General features: G+C 64.0%; 21 protein-coding genes and 1 pseudogene. 10 read left to right on the top strand and 12 right to left on the bottom strand.

Going from position 1 to position 25678, the window contains the following annotated elements; translation table 11 throughout:
- Positions 1 to 15 precede the first annotated feature (15 nt).
- Genes E4K65_RS00110 through E4K65_RS00100 form a run of 3 tightly spaced genes read left to right on the top strand, consistent with a single transcriptional unit; the run spans position 16 to position 3395 of the window.
- On the top strand, positions 16 to 1527 hold the full coding sequence (locus tag E4K65_RS00110) for an ABC transporter substrate-binding protein (RefSeq protein WP_167770408.1): 1512 nt from the start codon (positions 16 to 18) through the stop codon (positions 1525 to 1527).
- A gap of 31 nt (positions 1528 to 1558) precedes the next feature.
- Positions 1559 to 2500, top strand: a complete 942-nt coding sequence (locus tag E4K65_RS00105) for an ABC transporter permease (protein WP_135172361.1) — start codon at positions 1559 to 1561, stop codon at positions 2498 to 2500.
- 4 nt (positions 2501 to 2504) lie between these two features.
- Positions 2505 to 3395 carry an ABC transporter permease gene (locus tag E4K65_RS00100; RefSeq protein ID WP_135172360.1) on the top strand — a complete coding sequence of 297 codons (891 nt, stop codon included), beginning with the start codon at positions 2505 to 2507 and terminating at the stop codon, positions 3393 to 3395.
- Here E4K65_RS00100 and cnbZ read toward each other — a convergent pair.
- The 9 genes from cnbZ to E4K65_RS00055 form a co-directional block, all read right to left on the bottom strand.
- The gene (gene cnbZ, locus E4K65_RS00095; protein WP_135172359.1) at positions 3392 to 4138 is read right to left on the bottom strand and encodes a 2-amino-5-chloromuconate deaminase CnbZ; all 747 of its coding nucleotides are present in this window, start codon (positions 4136 to 4138) and stop codon (positions 3392 to 3394) included. The genes E4K65_RS00100 and cnbZ overlap by 4 nt on opposite strands.
- A 9-nt stretch (positions 4139 to 4147) precedes the next feature.
- Positions 4148 to 5395 (bottom strand): adenylate/guanylate cyclase domain-containing protein, encoded by a 1248-nt coding sequence (locus E4K65_RS00090; protein ID WP_135172358.1) that lies wholly within the window; start codon positions 5393 to 5395, stop codon positions 4148 to 4150.
- Positions 5392 to 5781, bottom strand: a complete 390-nt coding sequence (locus E4K65_RS00085) for a response regulator (protein ID WP_018648152.1) — start codon at positions 5779 to 5781, stop codon at positions 5392 to 5394. Before E4K65_RS00085 ends, E4K65_RS00090 begins: the two co-directional genes overlap by 4 nt.
- Entirely contained in the window at positions 5778 to 8378 is a 2601-nt protein-coding gene (locus E4K65_RS00080) for a sensor histidine kinase (protein ID WP_135172357.1), read from the bottom strand. Before E4K65_RS00080 ends, E4K65_RS00085 begins: the two co-directional genes overlap by 4 nt.
- Before the next feature lie 161 nt (positions 8379 to 8539).
- Positions 8540 to 11635, bottom strand: coding sequence for a MexW/MexI family multidrug efflux RND transporter permease subunit (locus E4K65_RS00075; RefSeq protein ID WP_135173170.1), 3096 nt, complete (start codon positions 11633 to 11635; stop codon positions 8540 to 8542).
- Positions 11636 to 11710: 75 nt separating this feature from the next.
- Positions 11711 to 12901 (bottom strand): efflux RND transporter periplasmic adaptor subunit, encoded by a 1191-nt coding sequence (locus E4K65_RS00070; RefSeq protein WP_135172356.1) that lies wholly within the window; start codon positions 12899 to 12901, stop codon positions 11711 to 11713.
- Position 12902: 1 nt separating this feature from the next.
- Positions 12903 to 13604: a TetR/AcrR family transcriptional regulator gene (locus E4K65_RS00065; protein ID WP_167770407.1), complete on the bottom strand. Its 702-nt coding sequence runs from the start codon at positions 13602 to 13604 to the stop codon at positions 12903 to 12905.
- A 136-nt stretch (positions 13605 to 13740) separates the two neighbouring features.
- Positions 13741 to 14331, bottom strand: a complete 591-nt coding sequence (locus E4K65_RS00060) for a thiamine pyrophosphate-dependent enzyme (RefSeq protein WP_135172354.1) — start codon at positions 14329 to 14331, stop codon at positions 13741 to 13743.
- On the bottom strand, positions 14328 to 14870 hold the full coding sequence (locus E4K65_RS00055) for a phosphonopyruvate decarboxylase (RefSeq protein ID WP_027543956.1): 543 nt from the start codon (positions 14868 to 14870) through the stop codon (positions 14328 to 14330). Before E4K65_RS00055 ends, E4K65_RS00060 begins: the two co-directional genes overlap by 4 nt.
- A 108-nt stretch (positions 14871 to 14978) precedes the next feature.
- Between E4K65_RS00055 and E4K65_RS00050 the strand changes: the two genes are divergently transcribed.
- The 6 genes from E4K65_RS00050 (at position 14979) to E4K65_RS00030 (ending at position 22564) form a co-directional block, all read left to right on the top strand.
- On the top strand, positions 14979 to 16199 hold the full coding sequence (locus E4K65_RS00050) for a cytochrome P450 (protein ID WP_135172353.1): 1221 nt from the start codon (positions 14979 to 14981) through the stop codon (positions 16197 to 16199).
- A gap of 184 nt (positions 16200 to 16383) precedes the next feature.
- Positions 16384 to 17598, top strand: coding sequence for an ornithine--oxo-acid transaminase (rocD, locus tag E4K65_RS00045; protein ID WP_135172352.1), 1215 nt, complete (start codon positions 16384 to 16386; stop codon positions 17596 to 17598).
- A gap of 257 nt (positions 17599 to 17855) precedes the next feature.
- Positions 17856 to 19007: a fructose-1,6-bisphosphatase gene (locus E4K65_RS00040; protein ID WP_283813798.1), complete on the top strand. Its 1152-nt coding sequence runs from the start codon at positions 17856 to 17858 to the stop codon at positions 19005 to 19007.
- Positions 19008 to 19097: 90 nt separating this feature from the next.
- On the top strand, positions 19098 to 20285 hold the full coding sequence (locus E4K65_RS00035) for a 6-phosphofructokinase (RefSeq protein WP_167770406.1): 1188 nt from the start codon (positions 19098 to 19100) through the stop codon (positions 20283 to 20285).
- Between the two features lie 69 nt (positions 20286 to 20354).
- On the top strand, positions 20355 to 20552 hold the full coding sequence (locus E4K65_RS46840) for a hypothetical protein (RefSeq protein ID WP_167770405.1): 198 nt from the start codon (positions 20355 to 20357) through the stop codon (positions 20550 to 20552).
- A gap of 308 nt (positions 20553 to 20860) precedes the next feature.
- Positions 20861 to 22564, top strand: coding sequence for a Spy/CpxP family protein refolding chaperone (locus tag E4K65_RS00030; RefSeq protein WP_283813797.1), 1704 nt, complete (start codon positions 20861 to 20863; stop codon positions 22562 to 22564).
- 161 nt (positions 22565 to 22725) lie between these two features.
- Here the strand turns inward: E4K65_RS00030 and E4K65_RS00025 are convergent, their stop codons facing one another.
- The 3 genes from E4K65_RS00025 to E4K65_RS00015 all read right to left on the bottom strand — a co-directional run bounded on the left by E4K65_RS00025 (position 22726) and on the right by E4K65_RS00015 (position 25298).
- The gene (locus E4K65_RS00025; protein ID WP_135172349.1) at positions 22726 to 22962 is read right to left on the bottom strand and encodes a hypothetical protein; all 237 of its coding nucleotides are present in this window, start codon (positions 22960 to 22962) and stop codon (positions 22726 to 22728) included.
- Between the two features lie 630 nt (positions 22963 to 23592).
- Complete coding sequence (locus E4K65_RS00020) at positions 23593 to 24459, bottom strand: L,D-transpeptidase (RefSeq protein ID WP_167770404.1); 867 nt, start codon at positions 24457 to 24459, stop codon at positions 23593 to 23595.
- Between the two features lie 260 nt (positions 24460 to 24719).
- A complete protein-coding gene (locus E4K65_RS00015) occupies positions 24720 to 25298 on the bottom strand; it encodes a hypothetical protein (RefSeq protein WP_235885414.1) in 579 nt (192 codons plus the stop codon).
- 163 nt (positions 25299 to 25461) lie between these two features.
- Between E4K65_RS00015 and E4K65_RS00005 the strand changes: the two are divergent.
- A pseudogene (locus E4K65_RS00005) lies at positions 25462 to 25678 on the top strand (IS110 family transposase); the annotation flags it as partial.

Raw genomic sequence — 25678 nt, 5'->3', positions numbered from 1 at the left:
CAGAGGTTGAGAGCGATGAGCTTTATGCGTTTGACAATCCTGGCGTCGGCCTTGCTGACGTCGCTCGTGGGCACGGCCCAGGCTCAGACCACGCTTCGCATCGGGATCGCCGAAGACCCTGATATCCTCGATCCCAGCATCGGCCGCACCTATGTCGGCCGCATCGTGTTCTCCGCGTTCTGCGACAAGCTGTTCGACATCGACGAGAAGCTCAACATAGTGCCGCAGCTCGCGCTGTCCCACGAGACGTCGGCCGACGGCAAGGAGATGACGATCAAGCTCCGGCCAGGCGTCAAATTCCACGACGGCGAGCCGCTGGACGCGGAAGCGGCAAAATTCTCGATCGAGCGTCACATGACGCTGCCGACCTCGTTCCGCAAATCCGAGCTCGCCAGCGTCGACCATGTCGAGGTCGTCGATCCCCTCACCATCAAGCTGGTGCTGAAGACGCCGTACTCGCCCCTGATCGCCCAGCTCACCGACCGCTCCGGCATGATGGTCTCGCCCAAGGCGGCGAAGGAGGCCGGTGACAAGTTCGGCCTGCATCCGGTCTGCGCAGGTCCCTACAAGTTCGTCGAGCGCGTGCAGCAGGATCGCATGGTGTTCGAGAAGTTCGCCGACTACTGGAATAAGGACAACATCCATATCGATCGCGTCGTGTTCCTGCCGATCGTCGATGCCACGGTGCGCCTTGCGAACCTCAAGTCCGGCGGCCTCGATTTGATCGAGCGCGTGCTCGCTACCGACATCAAGGACGTCCGTGCCGATTCCCGCCTCGTGTTGTCGACGGCGCCGGAGCTCGGCTATTACGGCCTCACCGTCAACATCGGCAACGACAAGGCCAAGGGGCCGCTGAGCCAGTCGGCAAAGGTCCGCCAGGCGCTGGATCTGTCGATCGATCGCGAGGCCATCAACCAGGTCGTGTTCAACGGCGAATTCAGCCCCGGCAACCAATGGGTCAGCCCGACGCATCCCTATTATCAGAAGGCATTCCCGGTGCGTGGACGCGACATCGCCAAGGCGAAGGCGCTGTTGAAGGAAGCCGGCGTCACCGTGCCGGTGACCGTGGACTACATGATCCCCAAGGGCGCGGAAAACGAAGCCGTGGCGCAGGTCGTCCAGTCGATGGCCGCCGAAGCCGGCTTCGACATCAAGATCCGCGCAGTCGAATTCGCCACCACCTTCAAACAGGCCCAGGCGGGCGAGTTCCAGATATTCCAGATCAACTGGAGCGGACGCATCGACCCGGACGGCAATTCCTACATTTTCATGCGCAGCAAGGCGCCGCAGAACGACGGTGTCTATTCGAACCCCGAGGCCGACAAGCTCCTGGAAGATGGGCGGATGACCTCCAACGTCGCCGAGCGCAAGGCGATCTATGAGAAGCTGACCAAGATCGTGCTGGACGATCTGCCCATCATCTACATCTACCACCGTAAGCTCCTGATCGCTCACACCACCAAGCTCCAGGGCTACAAGCAGATGCCTGATGGCCTGGTGCGCGTGGTCGGGCTGAAGTTCAAGTGATCGCGGCATCACCCGGGACACAGGTGGGGCCATGCTGAAATTCCTCGCCCACCGCATCGCGCAGATCGTGCCGACACTGTTCTTCGTGTCGGTGCTGATCTTTTCGCTCCAGCAATTGCTCCCCGGCGATCCGGCGCTGGTGATGGCCGGCGAGGAACGCGATCCCGCCGTGATCGAGCAGATCCGGCAGCAGTACAAGCTCGATCAGCCGATCCCCGTGCAATATGTCTACTGGCTCAAGGGAGTCCTGTCCGGCAATTTCGGCGAGTCCTTGCGCAACAAGATGCCGGTGCGCGAGCTGATCGCACAGAAACTGCCGGTGACGCTCCAGCTCGGCTCGATGGCGATCCTGATCGCTTTTTTCATCGGCATTCCCGCCGGCATCGTCTCCGCGGTGAAGAAGGGCACGGCCTGGGACTATGGCGCGAATTTGTTTGCGCTGTGGGGCATCTCGACGCCGAATTTCTGGCTCGGGATCCTCTTGATCTTCCTGTTCTCGATCGAGCTCGGCTGGCTGCCGGCCTCGGGCTACGTGCCGCTCACCGAGAACTGGCGCGCGAGCCTGGCCGCCACCATCATGCCCGCCTTCGTGCTCGGCAACGCGATTTCCGCGATCCTGATGCGGCATACCCGCAGCGCCATGCTCCAGGTGCTGGAGAGCGACTATGTCCGCACGGCGCGCGCGAAGGGATTGTCGGAGCGCTCCGTCATCCTCAAGCACGCGATGCGCAATGCGCTGACGCCCATCATCACGCTCGGCGCGCTCGAGCTCGGCACGCTGTTGTCGGGCGCGGTGCTGACGGAGCAGATCTTCTCCATTCCCGGCTTCGGCAAGCTGATCGTGGACGCCGTCTTCAACCGCGACTATGCGGTGGTGCAGGGCGTGGTGCTGGTGACGGCCACGGTCTACATCACGCTGAACCTCGTTGCCGACGTCGCCTATATCCTCGTCAATCCGCGGCTGCGGGGCTAGCGCCATGACCGATGCCGCATTGCCCGCCGCCCCCTCCACCGCGCACGCGTCCGAACTTGACAGCCCGGCGCGCCGCGCACGGCGGCGGTTGTTCAAGCGCAAGGCCGCCGTGTTCGGACTCGTCGTGATCACGGCGTTCATCCTGCTTGCGGCGCTTGCTCCTCTCATCGTCCCCTACGATCCCATCGCGACGAGCTGGAGCCTGGTGCGCAAGCCGCCGACCGCGACGCACTGGTTCGGCACCGACGAGCTCGGCCGCGACATCCTCAGCCGCATCGTCTACGGCGCGCGCGCCTCCCTGCTCGCGGGCCTGATCTCGGTCGCAATCGCGCTCGGCGTCGGCGTGCCGCTCGGCCTGCTCGCCGGCTATCGCGGCGGATTTGTCGATGCGCTGATCAGCCGGATCACCGATGCAATGCTGGCCTGCCCGTTCCTGATCCTGGCGATCGCGCTGGCCGCGTTTCTGGGCCCGAGCCTCGGCAATGCCATGATCGCGATCGGCATCTCGGCGACCCCGATCTTCATCCGCCTGACCCGCGGCCAGGTGCTGAGCGTCAAGGCCGAGGATTATGTCGAGGCCGCACGCGCCCTCGGCAATCCCGGCTGGCGGATCGCGTTCTCACACATCCTGCCCAACATCCTGCCGGCGCTGCTGGTGCAGGCGACGCTGTCGATCGCCGCCGCCATCATCGCCGAGGCCGCGCTCTCATTCCTTGGGCTCGGCCAGCAGCCGCCCGCACCGTCCTGGGGCAGCATGCTCAACGCGGCGCAACGCTTCCTGACCCAGGCGCCGTGGATGGCGATCTGGCCGGGGCTCGCGATCTTCCTCGTGGTGCTGTCGCTGAACCTGCTCGGCGACGGCCTGCGCGACGCGCTCGACCCGCGCCAGCGCTAGATCACCACCTCGCGCATCACGCGGCGGCAGTCCATCTCGAACTCGAGGTCGACCACCGGCGGGCGGGCATAGTGCCAGGTCAGGCCGGAGCGCAATGCGCCGCGGCGGACCAGCTCGTCGACCAGCGCATGGTGGAAGTCGTGCACGGAATAGGCCTGCACGCCGGTGGTGTCCTTCCAGCTGAAGCCGAAGGCCGCCAGCCGGTTTTCCATCTGCGAAGTGGTGGTGAACCGCACCTTCTCGCGCAGCCCCTCCGGGCTGAGGTCGCGGTAGCGCACCGTGCGCTCGACATAAGTCCCGCTGCCCTCGCGCGCTTCGGCACCGCCGGCGATCACGAAGCTCGGCGCCTTCGACCGCGTCGGGCGCGTGAAGGAGAACGCATAGAACGATGGCGCTGACGGCGGATCGATCTCGGGACAGACATTGCTGCGCGCCACTGGATTGGTGGTGCCGTCGAAGATGCCCCATTCGGACAGCGTCTTCACATAGTGCAGGTTGAACGCACGAAAGCCTTCCTCGCTGAAGGCCGCCGGCGAGCGCAGCTCGCAGGCGCAGAACGCGGTCAGCGGACGGCCTGCCTCCTGGATGAACTTCGCCGCCAGCGCAAAGCCCTCGGCCAGCGGCACCAGGCGATCGAAGCGGACGCGCTCGATCTCATAGCCCTCGTCCGCGGCGGCGCCGGCCGAATACTGGAACACGGACGGAATGAAACGGTAATTGCCGGCGGAGAATTCACGCGTCATGACGGGCTCCTATTCCAGTTGCATGCGAATGCCCTTGGCGCCGTTGAGCAGGCGCTTCAGGTGAAAACCGGCCAGCGGATCGTCGGCGTGCATGCCGACCAGCGCGGCAAAGGCCGGCATGGCGGCGGCGTCGCCGGCCTCCATCTTGGCAAAAGCCTCGGAATAGAGCGCCGTCACCGGCGCTTCGAATTTGGCCCGCGGCAGCGGTTCGAACGCGCGCAGCGGCTCGCTGCGCCCGCGCAGCATCAGCTCGCCCACAGGACGGCCCTGAAAATTCTCGGCCGCCTCGGCGACGCTGGAGCTGACGCAGATGCGGGTGCCGAGATGCTTGTTGGCGGCTTCCAGCCGCGCCGCGATATTGATGGAGTCGCCATAGGCGGTGTAGTCGAAGAAGCGGTTGCCGCCGAAATTGCCGACGAGCGCCGGGCCGGCATGGGCACCGATCCGGGTCGCCCCGAAGTTCACGCCTCTCGCCTTCCAGCGCGCGGAGAAGTCCTCCGCCCAGGCGTCCAGATCATGGGCACAGGCGACCGCGCGCGTCGCATAGTCCGGCTGGTCGCCGGGGGCGTTGAACAGCACCTGAATCGCATCGCCAATGATTTTGGCGACGGTCCCTTCATGTGCGAAGACGATCTCGGTCATGCCGCCGACATATTCGTTGAGGAGCTCGCCGAGTGTCTGCGGGGCCGCGCTCTCGACCAGCGACGTGAAGCCGGTGATGTCGGTGAAGAGGGTGGCGACATCGCGCCACTGCACCTCCATGCCGCCTTCGACATCCGCAGCCAGGCGCCTTGCGATCTCCGGCGAGAAGAAACGCGACAGCGAGGCATGGGCGCGCTCGGCCTCGATCTGGCGCCGCCGTACCTCCCGCAGCATTTCCACGTGGCCGATGGTCTTCTGGATCGTGGCCTCCAGATCGGCGAAGTCGATCGGCTTGGTCAAGAAGTCGAACGCGCCGCGGTTCATGGCGATGCGGATGTTGCTCATGTCGCCATAGGCGGAGACGATGATGGTCGACTTCTTGTCCTCGGCCTCCTGGAGCTTTGCCAGCAGCGACAGCCCGTCCATCCGCGGCATGTTGATGTCGGAGACCACCATGTCGACATGCGGATTCTGCTCCAGCGCCTCCAACGCCTCGAGGCCGTCGCGGGCGAACATGAGGGTGAGCAGCCCGTCGCGAATCTGCCTGCGGAACTTTTGCAGGATCAGCGCCTCGAGGTCCGGCTCGTCGTCGACGAAGAGGATGGTCGCAGTCATGCGGCTTGCTCGAGCCTCGTGTCGATCTCCTGGCGCAGCAGTGCAAAGTCGATCGGCTTGGTCAGGAGCCCGTGGGCGCCTCGCTCGATCGCCTTTCTGCGTGTCTCGGCGTCGCCATAGGCGGTGATCATGATGACGGGAACGTGCGGATAGTCGGCGCGCACCTTCGGCAGCAGGTCGAGCCCGCTCATGCCGGGCATGTTGATGTCCGACAGAATCAGGATCAGCGAAGGATCGCGAACCTCGGCCGCACGCCTCAGCGCATCGGCCGCAGAGGGGGCAAACTCCATCTGGAAGCGGCCGGCGCGCAGGTCGCGCCGGAAGTGCTGCCTGAACAGCGGTTCGACGTCGGGCTCGTCATCGACGACCAGGATATAAACGTTCAAGTCTTGCCTCCGGCAGTGTCGCCCGCTGCCATCGTGCGCGGCAGCGTGATGATGAATTCGGTGAATACACCGGGCTCGGTCTTCACCTCGATCGTGCCGCCATGCTGCTTCACGACGATGTCATGGCTCATGGACAGGCCGAGCCCGGTGCCCTCACCGGCCGGCTTGGTCGTGAAGAACGGATTGAACAGTTTCTCCTTCACCTCGGGCGGAATCCCGGTGCCGTTGTCGCGGATCCGGATCTCGACCTTGTCGCCGAGGTTCCTGGTTGCGGCGCTCAGGGTCGGCTCAAAACCTTCCGCTGCGCTCTCCTTGCGCTTGGCCGCGGCATAGAAGCCGTTCGAGATCAGGTTGAGGAAGACGCGCGTAACCTCCTGCGGATAGATGTCGACCAGGCCGGCGGCGGGGTCGAACGCGCGCTGGAGCGTGACGTTGAAGGCGGGCCTTTCGGCGCGCGCGCCGTGATAGGCGAGATTGAGGCTCTCCTCCATGACCGCATTGATATCGACGGGACGATGCTCGCCGGACCCCTGGCGCGAATGCACCAGCATGTTCCTGACGATGGAATCGGCGCGCTTGCCGTGCTGCACCACCTTCTCGAGATTGCCCCTGAGCATGCCGGTCAGCTCGTCGACTTCCGCCTTGGTCTTGTCGTCGAGCGAGGCCGATTGAAGGGTCTCGTTGAGCTCGTCGATCAGCTCGGTCGAGACCGCGGAGAAATTGTTGACGAAGTTGAGCGGATTCTTGATCTCGTGCGCGATCCCCGCCGTGAGCTGGCCGAGGGAGGCGAGCTTCTCGGTCTGGATCAGGCGATCTTGGGCGGCGCGCAAATTGTCGAGGGATTGGGAAAGCTCGCTCGTGCGTTCGCGAAGCTGCTTGAGCAGTCGCGCGTTTTCAATGGCAATGACCGCCTGGTTGGCAAAATTCTCCACCAGAGCGATTTGCTTGTCTGTGAACGCGCGAACCTCACGACGAAAGATGGTTATCACGCCGACCAGCTCGTTTTCTCGCAATAGCGGGACCATAAGCGTCGTGCGGGCGCCTCCGACGTCACCAATCAAGATCGCCATCTCGGCTCCGGCACGATAGGCAGGGCCTTCACGGACATCGAGAACATGGGCAACCTGATGTGTTCTGGCAACCTCAGCAAGGCCGCTCTCGGGATGTGGAGCAAGCATTCCGACATGCCGCCGCCTGACCGCAAATTCCGAGGGCAGATTGTAGTCCGATACGAGATTGTATCGTTCCCCGTCCCAGAGATCCATGACGCCAAAGCTCGCACCGCAGACCCGCGTTGCATTGGCCAACATCTTGTTGAAGACCGGCTGTAGTTCGCCGGCGGACGAACTGATGGTCTCCAAGACCTCCGAGGTCGCTGTCTGCTGCTGCAGCAACTCGCTCAATTCCGACGTCCGCTGCTCGACCTTGTTTTCGAGGTCGGCATAGGATTCCTGCAAGCGCGCGCCCATCTCGTTGAACTGGTCGGCGAGCCCTTCGAGCTCGTCGCCGGTCCGGATCGCAATGCGCTGGGAGAAATCGCCGCCCCCGATCCGCTCGGCGCCGCTGCGCAGCGCCTGGATCGGTCCCACCATGCGGCGCGCCAGGAATATTCCCGCAAGCACCGCGAAGATCGACGCCGCCAGCAGCACGATCGCAAGCCGCTGCAGCGAGGCATAGAGCGCGGCATAGGCCTCCTCGACCGGCAGCTCGACGAACATGGTCCAGTGCAGCGGCTCGATCGGGGCCGATGCGGTCAGCACCTTCTGCCCCTGGATGTTGCGCGCTTCGGGAAGCGGATCGGACATGGTACCGCCTCCGGCCTGCGCGGCGCGGACCTGCGCGAGCCCGGACATGTCGGTGTTGCGCAGGACCAGGCTGATATCGGGATGCGCGATCAGGCGCCCCTCCGGCCCGACCACATAGGCGTCTCCGTGCTCGCCGACTTTGATCTGGGAGACGACGTCCCAGATCAGCTTCAGATTGACCTCCGCGATGCTGACGACGGCATCCTTGCGCGCGCCGGCCAGCGCCAGCGTCATGTAGGGTTCGGAGTCCCTGCGGAAATAGACCGGTCCGTAATAGACCTTGTGCGCGACCGCCTCGGTAAACTTCGGGTCGGTCGACAGGTCGATCCCGCTGTCGATCGCGTTCGTCGCCAGCCGCGAGACCCGCAACCGCTCCTTGCCGTTCGAATCCACCTGGGCGAGCTCGGTGATCCCGGGCACCTGGCGCAGCAGCCGCAGCGCGTCGAACCGGCGTTGCTCGATCGAGTCCGCCGACCACGGCAGCTGCGTGGTCCAGCCGAGCTGGCTCTCGATCTCCTTGACGAACTGGCCGATCTTGGCGGCCGCCGCCTCGGCCTGCTCATGCTGGACGCGGATCAGCGAGGCCTTGTGCTCACGATAGTAGAAGAAGACTTCGAACAGCCCGTTGGCAAGCAGCGCGACGGCGACGACGACCACGAACAGTGCGACGTATTTGGTGAACAGCCGGATCCTGATCCCTCGCCCCGCCGCTTCGCCGGCCACTGCAGCATCCGGCGCCGCGCTCGGCGACGTCCTGGCTTGCGGGGTGTCGGGATGGAGAGAGAGGCTCATCCAGCGGAACCTAGCAAGAAGACGAGACCTTGTCTCTCGCGAGCGCGGCCAAGGGCCCGCCCAACAGCCGCGGTGGCCACCGCATCAGCACCGGCGGGTACAACGAAAAAGGGCGGCAGCGGATTGACCGCTGCCGCCCTCCGATTCGCTTGCTACTGGCCTCAGGTCGGCCGCAGCGCCTTGGAACCGAGGTCGAGCTCGTTGGCCTGCTTGTTCCGCTCGGAATCTGCGGCCGCGCGATGGTCGGTCGCCAGCACCACGTAGACCGCGGGCAGCACGAACAGCGTGAACAGCGTGCCGATCGACATGCCGGCGACAACGACCAGACCGATCGAGAAGCGGCTGGCCGCACCCGCGCCGGTCGCGGTCAGGAGCGGGATCAGGCCCGTCACCATCGCGGCCGTGGTCATCAGGATCGGCCGCAGGCGGATGCGGGCCGACATCTCGATGGCCGAGCGGCGGTCGAGCCGCTCGTTGATCTGGAGCTCGTTGGCGAACTCCACCATCAGGATGCCGTGCTTGGTGATCAGGCCGACCAGGGTGAGCAGACCAACCTGGGTGTAGATGTTCATGGTCGCGGCGCCAAAGAACAGCGGGATCAGCGCGCCGACGATCGCCATCGGCACCGAGATCATGATCACCAGCGGGTCACGCAAGCTCTCGAACTGGGCTGCCAGCACCAGGAAGATGATGATCAGCGCGAAGCCGAAGGTGATCGCGAGCTGGTTGCCTTCCTGCACATACTGCCTGGAGTCCGCGAGATAGTCGTGGCTGAAACCTTGCGGCAGCTTCTTGGCCTCGCTTTCGAGGAAGTCGACCGCAGCACCGACGGTCACGCCGGGCATCGGCACGGCCGAGAACGTCGCCGAATTGAGCTGGTTGTAGTGGGTCAGCGAATTCGGATCGGTCTTGGTCCTGATCGAGACCACGGTCGACAGCGGAAGCTGCTGGCCGGCGTTGGTCGTCACATAGTAGCCGCCGAGCGATTCCGGCGAGAGCCGCTTGCCCCGGGGCACCTGCGGAATCACCTGGTAGGAGCGGCCCTCGAGATTGAAGCGGTTGATGTAATTGCCGCCGAGCAGCACCGCGAGCGTGCTGCCGAGGTTCTGCATGTTGACGCCGAGATCCTGGGCCTTGGTGCGGTCGATCGTGACCTGCACATTCGGCTGGTTATAGGCAAGGTCGCTGTCGGAGACGATGAACATGCCGCTCTTGCGCGCGGCGTCCTTCAGCTTCTCCATCTGCTCATAGACGGTCTGGAATCCGGCGGTGGAGTTGATCACCATCTGCACCGGCAGGCCGCCGGGTCCGCCGGGCAACGGCGGCAGGTTGAAGGCGAAAGCCTGCACGCCCTCGATCTTGGAGAGCTCGGCCTGCACCAGGGGCTTCAACTGGATCGACGAGCGCTTGCGCTCCTCCCACGGCTTCAGCAGCATGCCGGCGATGCCGCCCTGCGGACCGTTGATGCCGTTCAGCACGAAGCGCAGATCGGTCTCCGGGAACTTCTGGAATTTCTCGTCGAGCTTTTCACCGTAGAAATCGACATAGTCGATGTTGGCGTATTTCGGCGCCTTGGTCACCGCGAACACGATGCCCTGGTCTTCCTCCGGCGCCAGCTCCTTCGACGTGTGCATGTAGAGGAAGCCGACCAGCCCGAGGATCGTCACCGCGAAGAGGCCGGTGATCGCCTTGTAGTCGAGCGAGCGATCGAGCCTGCGGCCATACCAGCGCGTCAGGGCGCCGAACACCTTGTTGACGGCCTTGGCGAAGCGGCCCTCTTCGGTGTTCTTGAGCAGCACCGAGCACATCATCGGCGACAGCGTCAGCGCGATCACGCCCGACACGATCACCGAGCCCGCCAGCGTGAAGGCGAATTCGCGAAACAGCGAGCCGGTGAGGCCGCCGAGGAAGCCGATCGGCGCGTACACGGCCGCGAGCGTGATGGTCATCGAGATGACGGGACCCACGATTTCGCGCGCGCCCTCCAGCGAGGCTTGAACCGGCGTCTTCCCTTCCTCCAGATGGCGGTGGATGTTCTCCACCACGACGATGGCGTCGTCGACGACGAGGCCGATCGCCAGCACCATCGCCAGCAGCGTCAGCAGGTTGAAGCTGAATCCCAGCGCCAGCATCAGCGTGCAGACGCCGATCATCGATAGGGGGATGGTGACGACAGGAATGATGACGGAGCGGAATGACGCCAGGAACAGGAAGATGACCACGATCACGATGATCACGGCTTCGCCGAGCGTCTTCTCGACCTCGTCGATGGAGGACTGGATGAACTTGGTGGAATCGTAGGCCACCTTCATCTTCATCGACGGCGGCAGGTTGCGCTCGAGCTCGGGGAACAGCGCGCGCACGCCCTTGACCAGCGTCAGCGGGTTGCCCTGCGGGGTCGCCTGCACGCCGATGAAGATCGCGTGCTCGCCGTTGAAGGCGACGCTCGCGTCCGTGCTTTGGGCTGCAAGCTCAACGGTGGCGATGTCCTCCATCCGCACGAAGCCGCCGTCCTTGGCCTTGACGATCATCTTCCTGAACTGGTTGACGTCGGTCAGGCCCGTATTCGTCGAGACGTTCGAGACGATCAGATAGCCCTTGGTCTGGCCCGCCGCGGACTGGAAGTTGTTGGCGGCGATCGCCGATGCGACGTCAGCCGGCGAGATATTGCGGCCGGCCATCTTCACGGGATCGAGCCACAGCCGCATCGCGAAGTTCTGGGCGCCAAGGATGTCGGCAGAGGCCACGCCGTCGACGGTCGAGAGCACCGGCTGCACCACGCGCGTCAGGTAGTCCGAGATTGCCGAGCCCGACAGCTCCTCGGAGGAGAAGCCGAGATACATCACCGCCGTGGTCTGGCCCGTCGTCTTGGTGACGATCGGGTCGTTGGATTCCTTCGGGATCAGGTATTTGACCGAGTTCGTCTTGGCCAGCACTTCGGTGAGCGCCTGGTTCGGATCGAAGTTCAGCTTGATGTAGACCTGGATCGTCGAGGTGCCGAGCACCGACGACGAGGTCATGTAATCGACGCCTTCGGCAGAAGCGACCGCCTGCTCGATCGGCGTGGTGATGAAGCCCTGGATCAGGTCCGCGGATGCGCCGGGATAGACGGTCGTGATGTTGATGACCGTGTTCGACAGTTTCGGATATTGCCGGATCGGCAGCACCATCGCCGCGCGCAGGCCGATCAGCAGGATCAGCAGGCTGACAACGACCGACAGGACCGGGCGTTTGATGAAAATATCAGTAAAGCGCATCGCGGCGATCTCGATTTCGTTGACTTGCACGAACATGATCCGGCCGTGCCGGATCATGCTGTGACGTTTGCGGTGTCAGTAGCGCGGCGGCTGCGCCGGGATCTGCGGGGCCGGGTCGGTCGAAATCGACACCGCCGCGCCCGATTGCAGCTTGAGCTGGCCGACGGCGACGACCTTGTCGCCCGGCTTCACGCCTTTGATGATTTCGACGCGGCCCTCGACCCGGTTGCCGGTCTGCACGAACGTGCGCACCGCGGAGAGGCTGGTCTTGCCGTCCTCTTCCTTCTTCTCGGTGATCACGAACACGGAGTCGCCGTAGAGCGTGTAGTCGACCGCCGTCTCCGGCACGGTGATCACCGCCGGCTTGTCCGGCAGCACCACCGTGGTGGTCACGAACATGCCGGGCTTCAGGATCTTCTCCGGATTGGAGACGGTCGCCTGCACGCGGATGTTGCGGGTGTCGGTCGAGATCTGCGGCTCGATCGTGGTGATCTTGGCGTCGAAGGTGCGGCCCGGATAGGCGTCGACCTTCAGGCGGACCGCCTGACCGACCTTGAGGTTGCCCGAGTCCTTTTCCGTCACCGTGAAGTTGGCCCAGAGCTCCGACAGATCGGTCAGCGACACGATCGCCGTACCGGCCGTCAGATATTGGCCGACCTCGACCTTGCGGACGCCGAGATCGCCGGAGAACGGCGCGCGCACGAGCTTCTGCGAGATCAGCGCTTCGGTCTTGGCGATGCCGGCCAGCGCCTGGTCGTACGCGGCCTGCGCCGAATCGACGGTCGCCTGCGGGCCGAACTGGCGCGACGCCAGTTGCTTGGCACGATCGAGCGAGAGCTGCGCGACGGTCGCCTGGGCCTTGTAATTGGCGAGATCGCCCTGATCGGGCGCGTCGAACAGCTGCACCAGCGGTGTGCCGGCCTCGACATGCGAACCCGGCTCGAACTTGATCTCGGTGACGCGGCCGTTGACGTCGGCGCTGACATCGACCTGGTGCACGGCGGCAAGCCCGCCGACCGCGGTCAGCAGGTTAGGCACCACCTCGGACTTCGCCTCGGCCGCACTGACCGTGGTCGGCGGCGGCTTGTTGTTGGCGAAGAACTGCTTGATCATCTGGCCGCGGAAGTAATTGAACCAGACGAGGCCGCCGACGAGCACGCCGAGCAGCGTGCCGACGATGACGAACCAGAGCACCGGCCGGACCGGACGCTTGGGAGCCTTGTCGATCGGTTCGCCCGAAATCTTGTGTTCGGTTACGATGTTCATGTCATGCACTTTCTGCAATCGCCGTCTTGCCGACACCCGGCGCCTGATCGCGGCCCAGATGTGAAGCAATTGCGGCGTCGTTAAGTCCGATACCTCTCAGGAGAAACTCACAGAGCTGACGCTCCAGATCGTTCGCCTTGCCGTAAGCGAGACAGGGCGTAGCCGGCAGCCTGGTCAGGGCCGCCGTCATCAACGAATGATGCGCAAACCAGAACAGGTTGAGTGGATCGCCAGTGCAGGGCCGCGCGTCCCCGGCGGCAACCGCACGCTCGAGCGAGGCGATGAAGACCGCCCCGATCAGCTTCTCGATCTTGGCATATAGCAAACGGGCGAATTCGCCATCATCCAAATGGCTCGTGGCCATCAGTCGCAGGCGCTGGGCCTCTTCCCGGTCCGGACCATCGGCGATGCGGAGGAAGTGCTGGACCATGCCGCGGATCAGCTCGACCATGGTGGCGGTGGACGGCTCCCGTTCCAGAAGGTCCGTCAGCGCCGGATCGGCTTCGCATTCGTCGCTGAGGATTTCAGCGTAGAGCGCCGCCTTGGAGGGGAAATGCTTGAACAGCAGGGCTTCGGAAATGGCAGCGGCGGCCGCCACGCTCTTGGTCGTGGTGCCGGTATAGCCGTGTCGGGCAAAGCAGCGCTTTGCGGCGCCGAGGATCAATTGACGCCTCAGGTCGCTCGTCATTCGCAGTGAGCTCATGGGATAGTGAGTAAGCACTCACCCACGCAAAAGTCAAGCATTATGCTGCATCGCAACCTGGAAGCGTTGTAATTTCAGTGGAAATTGCCCCGCCTGCACGGCCCACGTGCAGGCGAGTTCGCCCCGGGAAATGGACCTAGATCGGCTGGAAGCCGAGCTCGCCGCGGATCCGGTTGACGATGTAGGTCCCGTCCCGGCTCGGCAGGATCCGCTCGAGGCTGGCGCTGTCGATCTTTACATTGGCAAATCTCGGCCCCGCCGAGACGTCGTGGACGGCTTTGGCAAAGGCCGCGACCTCGGCCATGGTCGAGATCGCGCGGGCGTCTCCGATGCCGCAGGCCTTGGCGACGCCGACGAGGTCGGCGGCGGCCGAGGTGTGGCTGGTCTGGCCGCCGGTCTCGCCATAGGCCTCGTTGTCGAGCACCACGATGGAGAGGTTGGACGGCTTCTGGAGCCCGATGGTGGCAAGGCTGCCCATGCCCATCAGCATCTCGCCATCGCCGGTGATGACCAGCACCGGCAGTTTCGGCTGCGCCAGCGCGAGCCCCAGCCCGATCATCGCGGCGCCGCCCATGCCGCCCCAGAGATAGAAGTTGCGGGCGTGATCGCCCGCGGCACACATGTCGTTGGTGGAGGCCCCGAGGCCGCCGATCGCAACCACGTCCTTGCGGTCCGCGAACAGCGCGGAGACCACCTGGCGGCGGTCGAGGAGATTGGCCTTGCTCATCTGGTGAAAACCTTGGCGCCGATCAGGCGCTGCGACAACAGGACGGCGGTGGGCGTGAGCGCGTTATAGGCCTGCGCTGCGGCTGCCTCCAACACCGCCGGCACCTCGGCCGCATTGGACGCGCGCAGCACCTTGACGCCGGAGAGCTCGAACACGCCCTGCGTGGTCGATCCCATCGGCACCTGCCACGGATTGAACTCGCCCCACTCGCCGCGCATGGTCACCAGCGTGAGGAACGGAAAGCGCAGGATCGGGATCAGCGACAGCATGTTGATGCAATTGCCGACCCCGCTCGACTGCATCAGCAGGACGCCGCGCTGCCCGCCGGTCCAGGCGCCCGCCAGAAGCGCCACGCCCTCCTCTTCCGTCGTCAAGGGAATGCCGCGCATTGTGGTGGACCCCAGCACGCGCTGGATCAGCTTCGAATGGCCGGCATCGGGCACGTAAGGCACCTGCCGGACGTCGAAGCGCTGCAATGTCGCGAAAATATCGTCGGGCCAATTCGGGGCCGTGTCGGCAGCGTCAGCGCGGGCGTGCATTTTCCTGTCCGGTCGGCTTGCAAATCACGGCACGACTGTAGACGGTGATCCGCGCCGCTCGAAAGAGCGAAAACGGCATATCGGTCTCAACCGGCGAGTATGGCGGCAATGAACGCAAGTGCGAAAGAACTGGCGTCGAATTTCGATCTCGAGAAGCTGACGCCGGAGTTCTACGACAACCCCTACCCGACCTATCGTGCACTGCGGCAGAACGAGCCGGTCAAGCGCCTGCCGAACGGCACCGTGTTCCTGACCCGCTACGACGACCTCGTCGCCACCTACAAGAACACCAAGTCGTTCAGCTCCGACAAGAAGCGCGAGTTCGCGCCGAAATACGGCGACACCCCGCTCTATGAGCATCACACCACCAGCCTCGTCTTCAACGATCCGCCGGCACACACCCGCGTGCGCCGCCTGATCATGGGCGCGCTGTCGCCGCGCGCGATCGCGGGGATGGAGGGCGATCTCGTCAAGCTGGTCGACAGCCTGCTCGATGCCATCGCCGCCAAGGGCCATTGCGAGCTGATCGAGGATTTTGCCGCCTCGATCCCGATCGAGGTGATCGGCAATCTGCTCGACGTGCCCCATGACGAGCGCGCGCCGCTGCGCGACTGGTCGCTGGCGATCCTCGGTGCTCTCGAACCCGTGGTGTCGAGCGAAGCGGCCGCGCGCGGCAACAAGGCGGTGAAGGACTTTCTCGCCTATCTCGAAACGCTGGTCGCGCGCCGGCGCGGCAAACCCGGCAATCCCGAGCGCGACGTGCTGACACGCCTGATCCAGGGAGAAGGTAACGGCGAGCGGCTGACGGAGAAGGAGCTGCTGCACAATTGCATCTTCCTGCTCAATGCCGGACACGAGACCACCACCAACCTGATCGGCAACGGCCTCGTCGCACTGGACCGGAATCCGGACCAGAAGCAGCGGCTGATCGACAACCCCGACATGATCAAGACAGCGGTGGAGGAGATGCTGCGCTACGAGAGCTCGAACCAGCTCGGCAACCGCATGACCACCGAACCCGTCGAGCTCGGCGGCGTCATGCTCGACGCCGGCACGTCGGTGACGCTGTGCATCGGGGCGGCCAACCGCGACCCCGCGCAGTTTCCCGACCCCGAGGGCTTCGACATCGCGCGGACGCCGAACCGGCATCTCGCCTTCGCCACCGGCGCGCATCAATGCGCCGGCATGGCGCTGGCGCGGCTCGAGGGCGCCATCGCGATCTCGCGCTTCCTGGCGCGCTTCCCGAACTACGCCGTGAACGGCCAGCCGGTGCGCGGCGGCCGGGTGCGGTTCCGCGGCTTTTTGAGCGTGCCCTGCGCGATCGGCTGAGGCCCGAAAACAAAAATGTCGAAAACAACCCCATGCACAGTAGCGGAGGCTAACGGAAGATTGCCTCGGTGGATCCGCATAACCATTTGACAAGGGAAGGCAAATCCGCGGCGTCGCGCATCTCGCCGGGCCCGGATGAATTTGAGCGCGGTGCAGCCGGCACGCAACAATGGAGTGACGAAAGATGAGCTCGTCCGTCATTGATTACCTTGCAACGGAAGCGCGCTTTGGCGCCCGTAATTACGAACCGATCGGGGTCGTCCTGTCGCGCGGCGAAGGTGTCTGGGTCTGGGATACCGACGGCAACCGTTATCTCGATTGCCTCTCCGCCTATTCCGCGGTCAGCCAGGGCCATTGCCACCCCAAGATCCTGGCGGCGATGGTGGAACAGGCGCACAGGCTGACGCTCACCTCGCGCGCCTTCCACAACGACCAGCTCGCCCCGTTCTACGAGGAGATCGCGGCGATGACCGGCTCGCACAAGGTGCTGCCGATGAACAGCGGCGCCGAGGCGGTCGAAAGCGCGATCAAGTCGGTGCGCAAATGGGGCTACGAGGTGAAAGGCGTGCCGGACGGCCAAGCCGAGATCATCGTCTGCGCCGACAATTTCCACGGACGTACGCTGGGCATCGTCGGCTTTTCAACGGATCCCGAGACCCACGGACACTTCGGTCCGTTCGCGCCGGGCTTCAGGATCATCCCGTTCGGCGACGCCGCGGCGCTCGAACAAGCGATCACCCCAAACACCGTCGCCTTTCTGGTCGAGCCGATCCAGGGCGAAGCCGGTGTCATCATTCCACCAGCCGGCTATTTCACCAGGGTACGGGAGCTCTGCACGGCCAACAACGTCATGCTGGTGCTCGACGAGATCCAGACCGGGCTCGGCCGCACCGGCAAGCTGCTCGCCGAACAGCACGAGGGAATCGAGGCTGACGTCACCCTGCTCGGCAAGGCCCTGTCCGGCGGCTTCTATCCCGTGTCGGCCGTGCTCTCGAACAACGACGTGCTCGGGACACTCCGACCCGGGCAGCATGGTTCGACCTTCGGCGGCAACCCGCTGGCCTGCGCGGTGGCGCGCGCGGCGATGCGTGTGCTGGTCGAGGAAGGCATGATCGAGAACGCGGCCAGGCAGGGCGCGCGCCTTCTGGAAGGCTTGAAGGACATCCGCGCCAACACGGTCCGCGACGTGCGCGGGCGCGGCCTGATGCTGGCGGTCGAACTGCATCCCGAGGCCGGCCGCGCGCGCCGCTACTGCGAGGCGCTCCAGGGCAAGGGTATCCTCGCCAAGGATACCCACGGGCACACGATCCGCATCGCCCCGCCGCTGGTGATCACCAGCGACGAGGTCGACTGGGCGCTGGAGCAGTTCGCCACGACCCTGACGCAGGATTTCTCCTGACGCTGCCTGCGTCGGAAGATCGCACTGCCGGCCGAGCCCAACAACGAGTTAGCGGTCCGGCCAGAACCGGACTCGTGCAGCGCAGCAAATAGTGACGCATGGTCCTACGGCAAAACTCGGCATGATTCCGGCAACCGGATGAACGGGGTGCGTGGAACCTATCGGAGCGACGGACGTTTTTGTCCGCGAATGAGCAGCGCCGTGCCCGGCGCAGCAAGCGCCGAGGCCGGTGGCGCTGAGCTGCGCTGATCGGAGAAATGCTCGTGAGACTCACTCTTTCAGTCATCAAAGCTGACGTTGGCTCCGTTGGCGGGCATACAAAACCGTCTTCACGCATGATGGCGACTGTCGAGGGCGAGGTTGCCAAGGCGATCTGCAATGGTCTGCTGATCGACGGTTTCATCTGCCACACCGGCGACGACATTGCGATCATCATGACGCACACACGGGGCGAAGGAAGCTCCGAGGTCCATCAACTCGCCTGGAAGACGTTCCTCGCGGCCACCTCGGTCGCGAAAACCTCCGGCCTCTATGGCGCTGGCCAGGATCTTCTCGCCGACGCGCCTTCCGGGAACATTCGCGGCGCCGGCCCAGGCGTCGCCGAACTCAGCTTCGACCACAGCCTCTCCGGCGTGCGACCCGCGGAGTCCTTCATGGTGTTCGCAGCCGACAAATGCGGCCCGGGCGCCTACAACCTGCCGCTCTATCTCGCCTTTGCCGACCCCATGTATTGCGCTGGGCTGATGCTGCCTCCGATGATCAAGGGATTCCGTTTCCATGTCATCGACATGGACAACACAGCCGGCGACAGCCTACTCGAGCTCGACGCACCCGCCGACAGCTACCACATTGCCGCCCTGCTTCGCGACAACGAGCGCTTCGGCATCGATCGCATCATTTCTCGAACCCATGGCGAGGTCGTCGTGGCCGTTTCGGCACAGCGCCTCCACGCGATCGCAGGCAAATACACCGGCAAGGATGATCCAGTCGCGATCGTCAGGAACCAGGGGATTTTCCCAGCTCCGGAGGAAATAATCTCGCCGTTCGCCAAAGCGCACTTCGTGGGCGGCGATGCACGCGGCTCGCATGTGATGCCACTCATGCCGGTGCCACTCAACACACCGGTTACCGGCATGTACTGCCTGCCGATCGTTTCTTGCGTCGGCTTTTCGATCGACAGCGAAGGCCGCTTTGCCGAGTCCTACACCGATTTCTTCGACAACCCGGCATGGGATGAGGTCCGCCGGCGCGCCCAGCGCAAGGCCATCGAGATGCGCAGCCAAGGCTGGTCTGGCGCCGCCATGCTACCCTATTCCGAACTGGAATATGGCGGCTTCCGCGACACCGTGTCCGGACTGCTGAAGCGTTTTCGACTGCGCGACGACCGCAAGCCGGAAGCGGCCGAGTAGCGACCGCCTCCAATCAGAAGCTGGAGCGACGTTCACCGTTCAATCGACAGATGCAGGCGCTATGACGACATGCCGATCCGGGAGGTGGATATGGCAAAAAAACGCATCGGCATTCTCACGGGCGGTGGCGACGTCGCCGGCCTCAATGCAGTCATCAAGAGCGTGACTTATCGCGGCAGTGAGGACGACATCGAGGTTGTCGGTCTGCGCCGTGGTTGGGAGGCCCTCACGCACCTGAACCTCGACGACCCAAACAGCAGGTCCCACTACGTCATCCCGCTGAACCGTGAAAACACTCGAACCATCGACCGACGCGGCGGCACCGTGCTGCACTCGAGCCGCGTCAATCCCTCCAAAATACAGAAGCTGCCGGATCATCTCGTCGGCAATTATGTTCCGGTCTCGCTGAGCACCAACGGCGGCATCGCGACAAAGACATGGGACCTCACCAGCCAGGTGCTCGCTAACCTTTCGGGACTTGGCATCGAACACCTGATCGCCATCGGTGGCGACGACACGCTCAGTTATGCGGCCAAGCTCAACGAACTCGGCGTCAAGATCATCGCCATCCCGAAGACGATGGATAATGACGTCCGCAACACCGAGTACTGCATCGGCTTCTCGACCGCGATCACCCGCGCCAGCGATGCCATCCAGCGGCAGCGCACCACCGTCGGCTCGCATGAGCGAATTGGCATTTTCCGCGTCTTTGGCCGCGATGCCGGATTTACGGCACTCTACACCGCGTATGCGACCTCGATACGATGCGTCATACCGGAGTATAAGGTCGACCTCGACAAGCTGATCCAGTTGCTCATCGAGGACAAGCGCGCCAATCCAAGCAACTACGCGCTGATCGTGCTCAGCGAGGGAGCTCAGTGGGAAGGCTACAAGCTGCGGGAATACGGCGAGCCTGACGCCTACGGTCACCGCAAGAAGGCCAACGTGGCGGAATCGCTTGCCGACGAGATCAAGCAGCGCACCGGCGAGGAGACGATCACCTCCGATCTCACCTACGATCTGCGATCGGGCGATCCGGACTTCATCGACAAGCTTGTGGCCCTGACTTTCGGTAACATGGCCTACGATGCCATGCTGGAAAACAAGACCGGCCTCATGTCGGCGCTGGTCGAGGGCCGCTACGACCTCGTGCCCATCCCTGACGCCAAGCTCGGTCCGCGCAAATTGGACGTTGCGAGCAGCTACAACACGGAGCGCTACCGCCCCATCTACGCCAACAAGCAGGGGCTGCCGATCTTTCTTAACCGCGCGTCTTAGCGTGCCGGACCGGGCGAGCCAGCAGCAAGTCCGACCAATGTCCGTTCTGCCGCTGAAAGCGGAAGTCAATTGAGAGGGCTCACGCTGACGGCCGCCAAGCTGGTCGAACCCGCCCTGGTCGAGTCCTATGCCGCGCTGAGCAGCGAGCCGAAGGCGCCGCGCTGCAACAGACCGCAGACCCGTGAGGGCGACGCTAGTGGGAGCTACACAACAGTCTTGTGCTGCGCGATGCAGGTGCGCAGCGCGTTGCCCATCGGCTTGCCCTAGCAGTCGCGGGAGAAAATATCGATCTCCGGGAAGCCGGATTTGACGCTGCCTGCGTCGGAAGATCGCAAGGCCGGCCGCGGCCAACAACGAACGATTCCGCCACCCGCGCGTTGAGAGTCGTGGGCGGTTTCGAGCTGGGAGCGACGATGATGCTTCCCCGTGGCGTTTGCGTGACGGCTTTTTTGGTTGGCGTCTCGGTGCTGGCGACGAGCGTTGGCGCGTCCGCCCAGGGACCCGGACACGGAAGAGGTGGACCAGCGGGGCCGGCCGCCGCGCCGGCGGCTCGGCCGGCAGCACCACCGCCTGCAATGGCCCGTCCGGCGGCGCCGCCCGCCATGGCGCGTCCTGCCGCGCCGGCATTCCATCCCCCGGCCATGCCGCAGCGACCGGCCATGGCGCCGCATCCTGCGCCGCACTTCGCCGCACCGCCGCCGCGCCCGACTCCCCACTTCGCTGCACCGCCGCAGCGGGCTGCCCCGCACATCGCGGCACCCCGGCCTGAATTTCATCGGGCGCCGGCAGCGCCGCAACGTCCGGCCATGGCACCGCGACCGGAGCCGCATATTGCCGGTCCCTCCGGTCCAGGCGCAGCACCGGCCGTAAGCGAGCGGCTGTCGCGACGGGAGCAGATCGATCAGCGCGCGCAGCAGCATCAGCAACAGATCCAGCAGCGTCAGCAGATGGTACAGCAGCGGCAGCGCGAGATGCTGTCGCGCCAGACCGCGGACCGCCAGACCCGCATCGATCGCCTGCAGCAGCGCGTGCAGCAATTGCAATCGCAAAAGCCGGAAGGCGTGCGGGCGCTACGCGAGCAGCAACGGATGCTCCAGTCGCAGAACCGCCTGCTGCAACGCGAGCAGCGCACGCAGCAAGCCGATCTGGCGCGCCAGCAGCGGCTGGGACTGCTCGCTCCCGCTGCAACCGCAGCGGCGGGCGCCGCGCGCGCCGCCGAGCGCGGACGGTTTGCCGAGCGCTTCCGCGGGCGGAGCACCGCGCAGACCCAGGCGGCCCTCGTCGCCCGCCAGAGCGGCTGGTATCCCCGGCAGGCTTGGCGACACCGCCATCCTGCGGTGTTCGTGGCGTGGCTTGGGCCCGTGTTCTGGCCGTACGCCTACTCCGACATTTTTGACTACACATTCTGGTCCTATGCGTACGAGCCCGGCTATTGGGCGTACGCGTATGACGACTTCGTCGACACCGTGTTCTGGGGTGGCGACAGCCCCTATTCCGCCTATGCCAGCATCGACCCGTATGACTATCGGCAAGCCGGCGGCGGCTCCCGCGCGCGCCCGCGCGCCAGTGTGAGCCCGCAAGCGCTACAGCAATTGTGCGGCACACCGGACAAGGGCGTCACCGCCTGGCCGCTTGCCGATATCGCGCGGGCGGTGCGGCCGACGCCGGAGCAACGCGCGCTGCTCGACGAATTGAAGACCGCGGCAGCCAGCGCTGCCGGTGTGTTCAAGGACTCCTGCGCGGAGACTTATGCGCTGACTCCGCCCGGCCGGTTGCGGGCGATGATGAACCGCGTCAACGCAACGCTGGAAGCGGTCAAGATCGTGCGGCCGGCGCTGGAGAATTTCTACAACTCGCTCAGTGACGAGCAGCAGGCCCGCTTCAACGCGCTCGGCCCCAATGTCGGCGACCGCTCGCCGCCGCAGCAGGAAGCCGGTGCCCAGGAAGCCCGTGCCGAGACCTGCGGCGATCCGAAGTCCGGCCTGACCCAGTTGCCGATCCAAAGGATCGAGGCTGTGCTCCACCCCGCGGGCAAGCAGAAGGAAGCGCTCGACCGTCTCAGCGAAGCGACGACGAAGGGCGTTGAGGGCCTGCAGGCGGCCTGTCCGAACGATGTCCCGCTGACGCCGGTCGGACGGCTGGAGGCGATGCAGCGCCGGCTCGAGGCCATGCTGACGGCCGCCAAGCTGGTCGAGCCCGCCCTGGACGAATTCTATGCCACGCTGAGCAGCGAGCAGAAGGCGCGCTTCAACACGCTGCAGCAGGTGGCAGGCCCGTGAGGGCGGCGTCGCATTCTCTCGCTGCAATTGCGCAGCGGCCGAACGACATGGAGTGACGTAATCGCTCTGTCGCAACGCTCGACGAGAATATGCGTGTCCGGGCCGCGATTCCCTCCGAGAAGCGCGGTGGCACGGGATTCAGCAGGCAGCTCGTTCTGACCTCACGCGGCGGAAATCGTCTTCTGCCCAGCCTCATTCGTGCTTGTGATCGCTTGCGACCGCTCCATCTCGTCCGAGCCTGTGGCGTTGCATTGCTGGAAGTAAGAAGACAACTCGAGATCAGCCAGGTGATCCCAGTATTCTGCTTCTGCGAGCAGCTTCCATTTGTTCATGCTGTTGTATGCGGCCTGTTGACGGCACAGCGAACCCATCGCACGCAAGCGTTGCACCTTCTCCACTGCGAACCTCCTTCGCGCTTGCTTGTTTACAGGCGCATTTGTGTTGTCACAGCTTTGCAGATTGAATTGACGAGTGATAGTCCGGTGTTTGACGGTCAATCGATGACAGCGCAATCGTCTGACTTTTCAGCGAATAGTCGGGCCGAACGACGCCGGCATCGGCGGCAGCAAAAGACGCGGCGCGGCAAGAATCTCTAGCCTTGCCATGCCGATCACAACAATGGCCCCGACGATTGCTCGTCGGGGCCATTCAAGATCATCAGGCGTGGGTACATCCGCCGGGCCTGATGATCGTTGATGCACCGATTACCGCATCCGATCTGGCACAGAGTGTGGCGAGGCTGCGGCATCGGGGTGATGACATTCTGCTTGAAAGCCGATGGCTGTCCACCTCTCGTTGGTGGTACTCCTACCAGTTCGCCGTCGGATGCGTCGCACGGACCGATTTCCAGCCAGATCCAACGGGGCACAGCACCGACGTGGCGTGCCTCTTATCTCGTTAACCACATGTCCGGCATTCGGCCGAGAGCGGCCCAATGCGGTGAAGGGCCCAAGGTCCGAGACCGGCCAGAAGCTGCGACTTGAATTGCCTCCTCGTCTTCAGTTGCAGGCCGAGGACGGAGGACTGAGTTACTGGGCCTCGGCGATCTTCGGTCCAGATGACAGCATCTGCGCGTTAGCTGCCGAGGGCCGGTTCGACGGCGATGCCGGGTCCGGCGATCGGGAAGCGGCGTCAGGCGGCGCTCCCTGGGATGGCCGACGGGCAACGGTTCCCGGAAGCACGATCACTTTCGCTCCGACTTTCACCCGCTCATAGAGGTCCTCGACGTCCTCGTTGGTCAGCCGGATACAGCCGGACGAAACCCGCTTCCCGATCGTATCGGGCTTGTTGGTGCCGTGAATTCTATACTCGGTCTCGCCCAGATACATCGCCCGAGCGCCGAGCGGGTTGCCGGGACCGCCCGCCATGAACCGTGGCAAATAAGGCTGACGCGAGACCATCTCCGCAGGCGGGCGCCAATCCGGCCATTCCGCTTTACGAGCCACAGTCTGCTCACCGGACCATGCGAAACCTTCGCGGCCAACACCGATGCCGTAGCGCAGTGCCTGCGTGTCGTTCAGAACGAAATAAAGGAATGTGTTCTTGGTATCGATGATCACGGTCCCCGGCGTCTGGCGGCTGGCGTAGTCAACCACCTGCCGGACAAATGCTCCGGGACCGTCAGCGGCTTTTGGCGGCTCGACCAGGGGCGCCGGGGCCGGAATCGTAGCCGGAGCTGGTGCTGGTGCTGGTGCATGAACTGGAGTTGCCACGTAAACCGGGGTTGACGATGCCATGGCTTGGGGTGCGGACGGTTTCCGTGTCGGTTGCACGCTCGCCGGGCGAGACAGCAAGCCGTACCCCAATGCCGCGACGGCCACGACGCCAATTGCAACTCGCCCGGCCATTGGCAGTGCAAGCGTGTCTGCCTTTCCACGTTTGGCCCGCTTGCTCATATCTTTCCCCAGGTCACCATGCCTGGAAGAGGTACCCGGCAAAATTTAAGAAACCTCGAAGCGATTTCGCGCAGACGGGAACCGATGGCGGTGGTTAACGCCGAACTCTTGTTCGGCAACACAGAAATTGGGCAGAGCGGACACGCTCCGCGCTTTCGTTAACGCTTTGGGTCAGAAGCGGTCCATGCCGCAGGCCACCGGAGATGTCGGCTAGGGGCCACAAGCGGAACTGATACTTCAGAAGTGAAGGCGGTATACGTTTACGCGTGTTCCTTACGTCGAAAAACGCGCAGATCCATCTCGCGCCAACGCATCATCACCTTTTGCTCGAAGCGATCCTCTCTAATTCTAACGCGATAAACGCCCTCGAAAACGAAGATATCATCCTTGGTTGCTACCGCTTCCAAGAAGCGGGGAGACAGAACGGCGAGATTGATGGCATCGTCGCGCCCCGACATTTGACCGACTAATTGCCAGAAGGTGAACATTGCGTAGCAATAGTTGTCGAAGGTCTCGAACGCTGAAAAGTCCGCGACATGACATTCCTCCAAGGTCATCAAAGGGTAGCTATACGCACTCCTCATGTTCGGATCAGGCTTAATGAACCTGAGAGCGGGTGGGGGCGATTGGAGGGTCTTGGTGACGCCGGCCTCCTCCAAGACGGAAGTGCTCCACTCCCAGCAGCTCGTGGAGTTGTGGCAGAAAGCTTCGCGCAGCACGCCGTCTTCATCAGGGAGCCACAGGTTATGCCCCCGCTCAGCTTCGATGAGCCGGTAAACGTCGAATAAAAACTCGTATATGAGCGCCCCTACCGCCGCGTTTCGCATCACGCTTAGCATTTAATAACCTCGAACTAGCCCGGCTCGTTATGCGCCTAGAGGCTATTCAGCAATCCCTAACAACAGAGGGATCGCAGCCAAAGTCCGCTAATGGGATGGTCCGGCCGTGCTCCTGCCCCGCCAGCGATAAGCTGGCCAGGGGCGCCAAGACAGGGAGCACGCCATGTCCCAGACACCCAGTACCGCGATCGCCGTGATCGGCATCGATATCGGCAAAAACTCGTTCCACGTCGTGGGCCACGATACGCGCGGCACCATCGTGCTGCGGCAAAAGTGGTCGCGTGGCCAGGTGGAGGCGCGGCTCGCCAATATGCCGCCTTGCCTGATCGGCATGGAAGCCTGCGTCGGCGCACATCATTTGAGCCGCAGACTCGCATCGT

It is taken from the genome of Bradyrhizobium niftali (assembly GCF_004571025.1).
Lineage (GTDB): Bacteria > Pseudomonadota > Alphaproteobacteria > Rhizobiales > Xanthobacteraceae > Bradyrhizobium > Bradyrhizobium niftali.
The sequence above is the reverse complement of the archived record's forward strand: the minus strand, read 5'-3'. Positions and strand labels throughout refer to the sequence as shown.

Bases quoted from the DNA above. Each gene is read 5' to 3' on its own strand.
- E4K65_RS00110 (WP_167770408.1), top strand. From the start codon at position 16: ATGAGCTTTATGCGTTTGACAATCCTGGCGTCGGCCTTGCTGACGTCG.
- E4K65_RS00105 (WP_135172361.1), top strand. From the start codon at position 1,559: ATGCTGAAATTCCTCGCCCACCGCATCGCGCAGATCGTGCCGACACTG.
- E4K65_RS00100 (WP_135172360.1), top strand. From the start codon at position 2,505: ATGACCGATGCCGCATTGCCCGCCGCCCCCTCCACCGCGCACGCGTCC.
- cnbZ (WP_135172359.1), bottom strand. From the start codon at position 4,138: ATGACGCGTGAATTCTCCGCCGGCAATTACCGTTTCATTCCGTCCGTG.
- E4K65_RS00090 (WP_135172358.1), bottom strand. From the start codon at position 5,395: ATGACTGCGACCATCCTCTTCGTCGACGACGAGCCGGACCTCGAGGCG.
- E4K65_RS00080 (WP_135172357.1), bottom strand. From the start codon at position 8,378: ATGAGCCTCTCTCTCCATCCCGACACCCCGCAAGCCAGGACGTCGCCG.
- E4K65_RS00075 (WP_135173170.1), bottom strand. From the start codon at position 11,635: ATGCGCTTTACTGATATTTTCATCAAACGCCCGGTCCTGTCGGTCGTT.
- E4K65_RS00070 (WP_135172356.1), bottom strand. From the start codon at position 12,901: ATGAACATCGTAACCGAACACAAGATTTCGGGCGAACCGATCGACAAG.
- E4K65_RS00065 (WP_167770407.1), bottom strand. From the start codon at position 13,604: ATGAGCTCACTGCGAATGACGAGCGACCTGAGGCGTCAATTGATCCTC.
- E4K65_RS00060 (WP_135172354.1), bottom strand. From the start codon at position 14,331: ATGAGCAAGGCCAATCTCCTCGACCGCCGCCAGGTGGTCTCCGCGCTG.
- E4K65_RS00055 (WP_027543956.1), bottom strand. From the start codon at position 14,870: ATGCACGCCCGCGCTGACGCTGCCGACACGGCCCCGAATTGGCCCGAC.
- E4K65_RS00050 (WP_135172353.1), top strand. From the start codon at position 14,979: ATGAACGCAAGTGCGAAAGAACTGGCGTCGAATTTCGATCTCGAGAAG.
- rocD (WP_135172352.1), top strand. From the start codon at position 16,384: ATGAGCTCGTCCGTCATTGATTACCTTGCAACGGAAGCGCGCTTTGGC.
- E4K65_RS00040 (WP_283813798.1), top strand. From the start codon at position 17,856: ATGCTCGTGAGACTCACTCTTTCAGTCATCAAAGCTGACGTTGGCTCC.
- E4K65_RS00035 (WP_167770406.1), top strand. From the start codon at position 19,098: ATGGCAAAAAAACGCATCGGCATTCTCACGGGCGGTGGCGACGTCGCC.
- E4K65_RS00030 (WP_283813797.1), top strand. From the start codon at position 20,861: ATGGCCCGTCCGGCGGCGCCGCCCGCCATGGCGCGTCCTGCCGCGCCG.
- E4K65_RS00020 (WP_167770404.1), bottom strand. From the start codon at position 24,459: ATGAGCAAGCGGGCCAAACGTGGAAAGGCAGACACGCTTGCACTGCCA.
- E4K65_RS00015 (WP_235885414.1), bottom strand. From the start codon at position 25,298: ATGCTAAGCGTGATGCGAAACGCGGCGGTAGGGGCGCTCATATACGAG.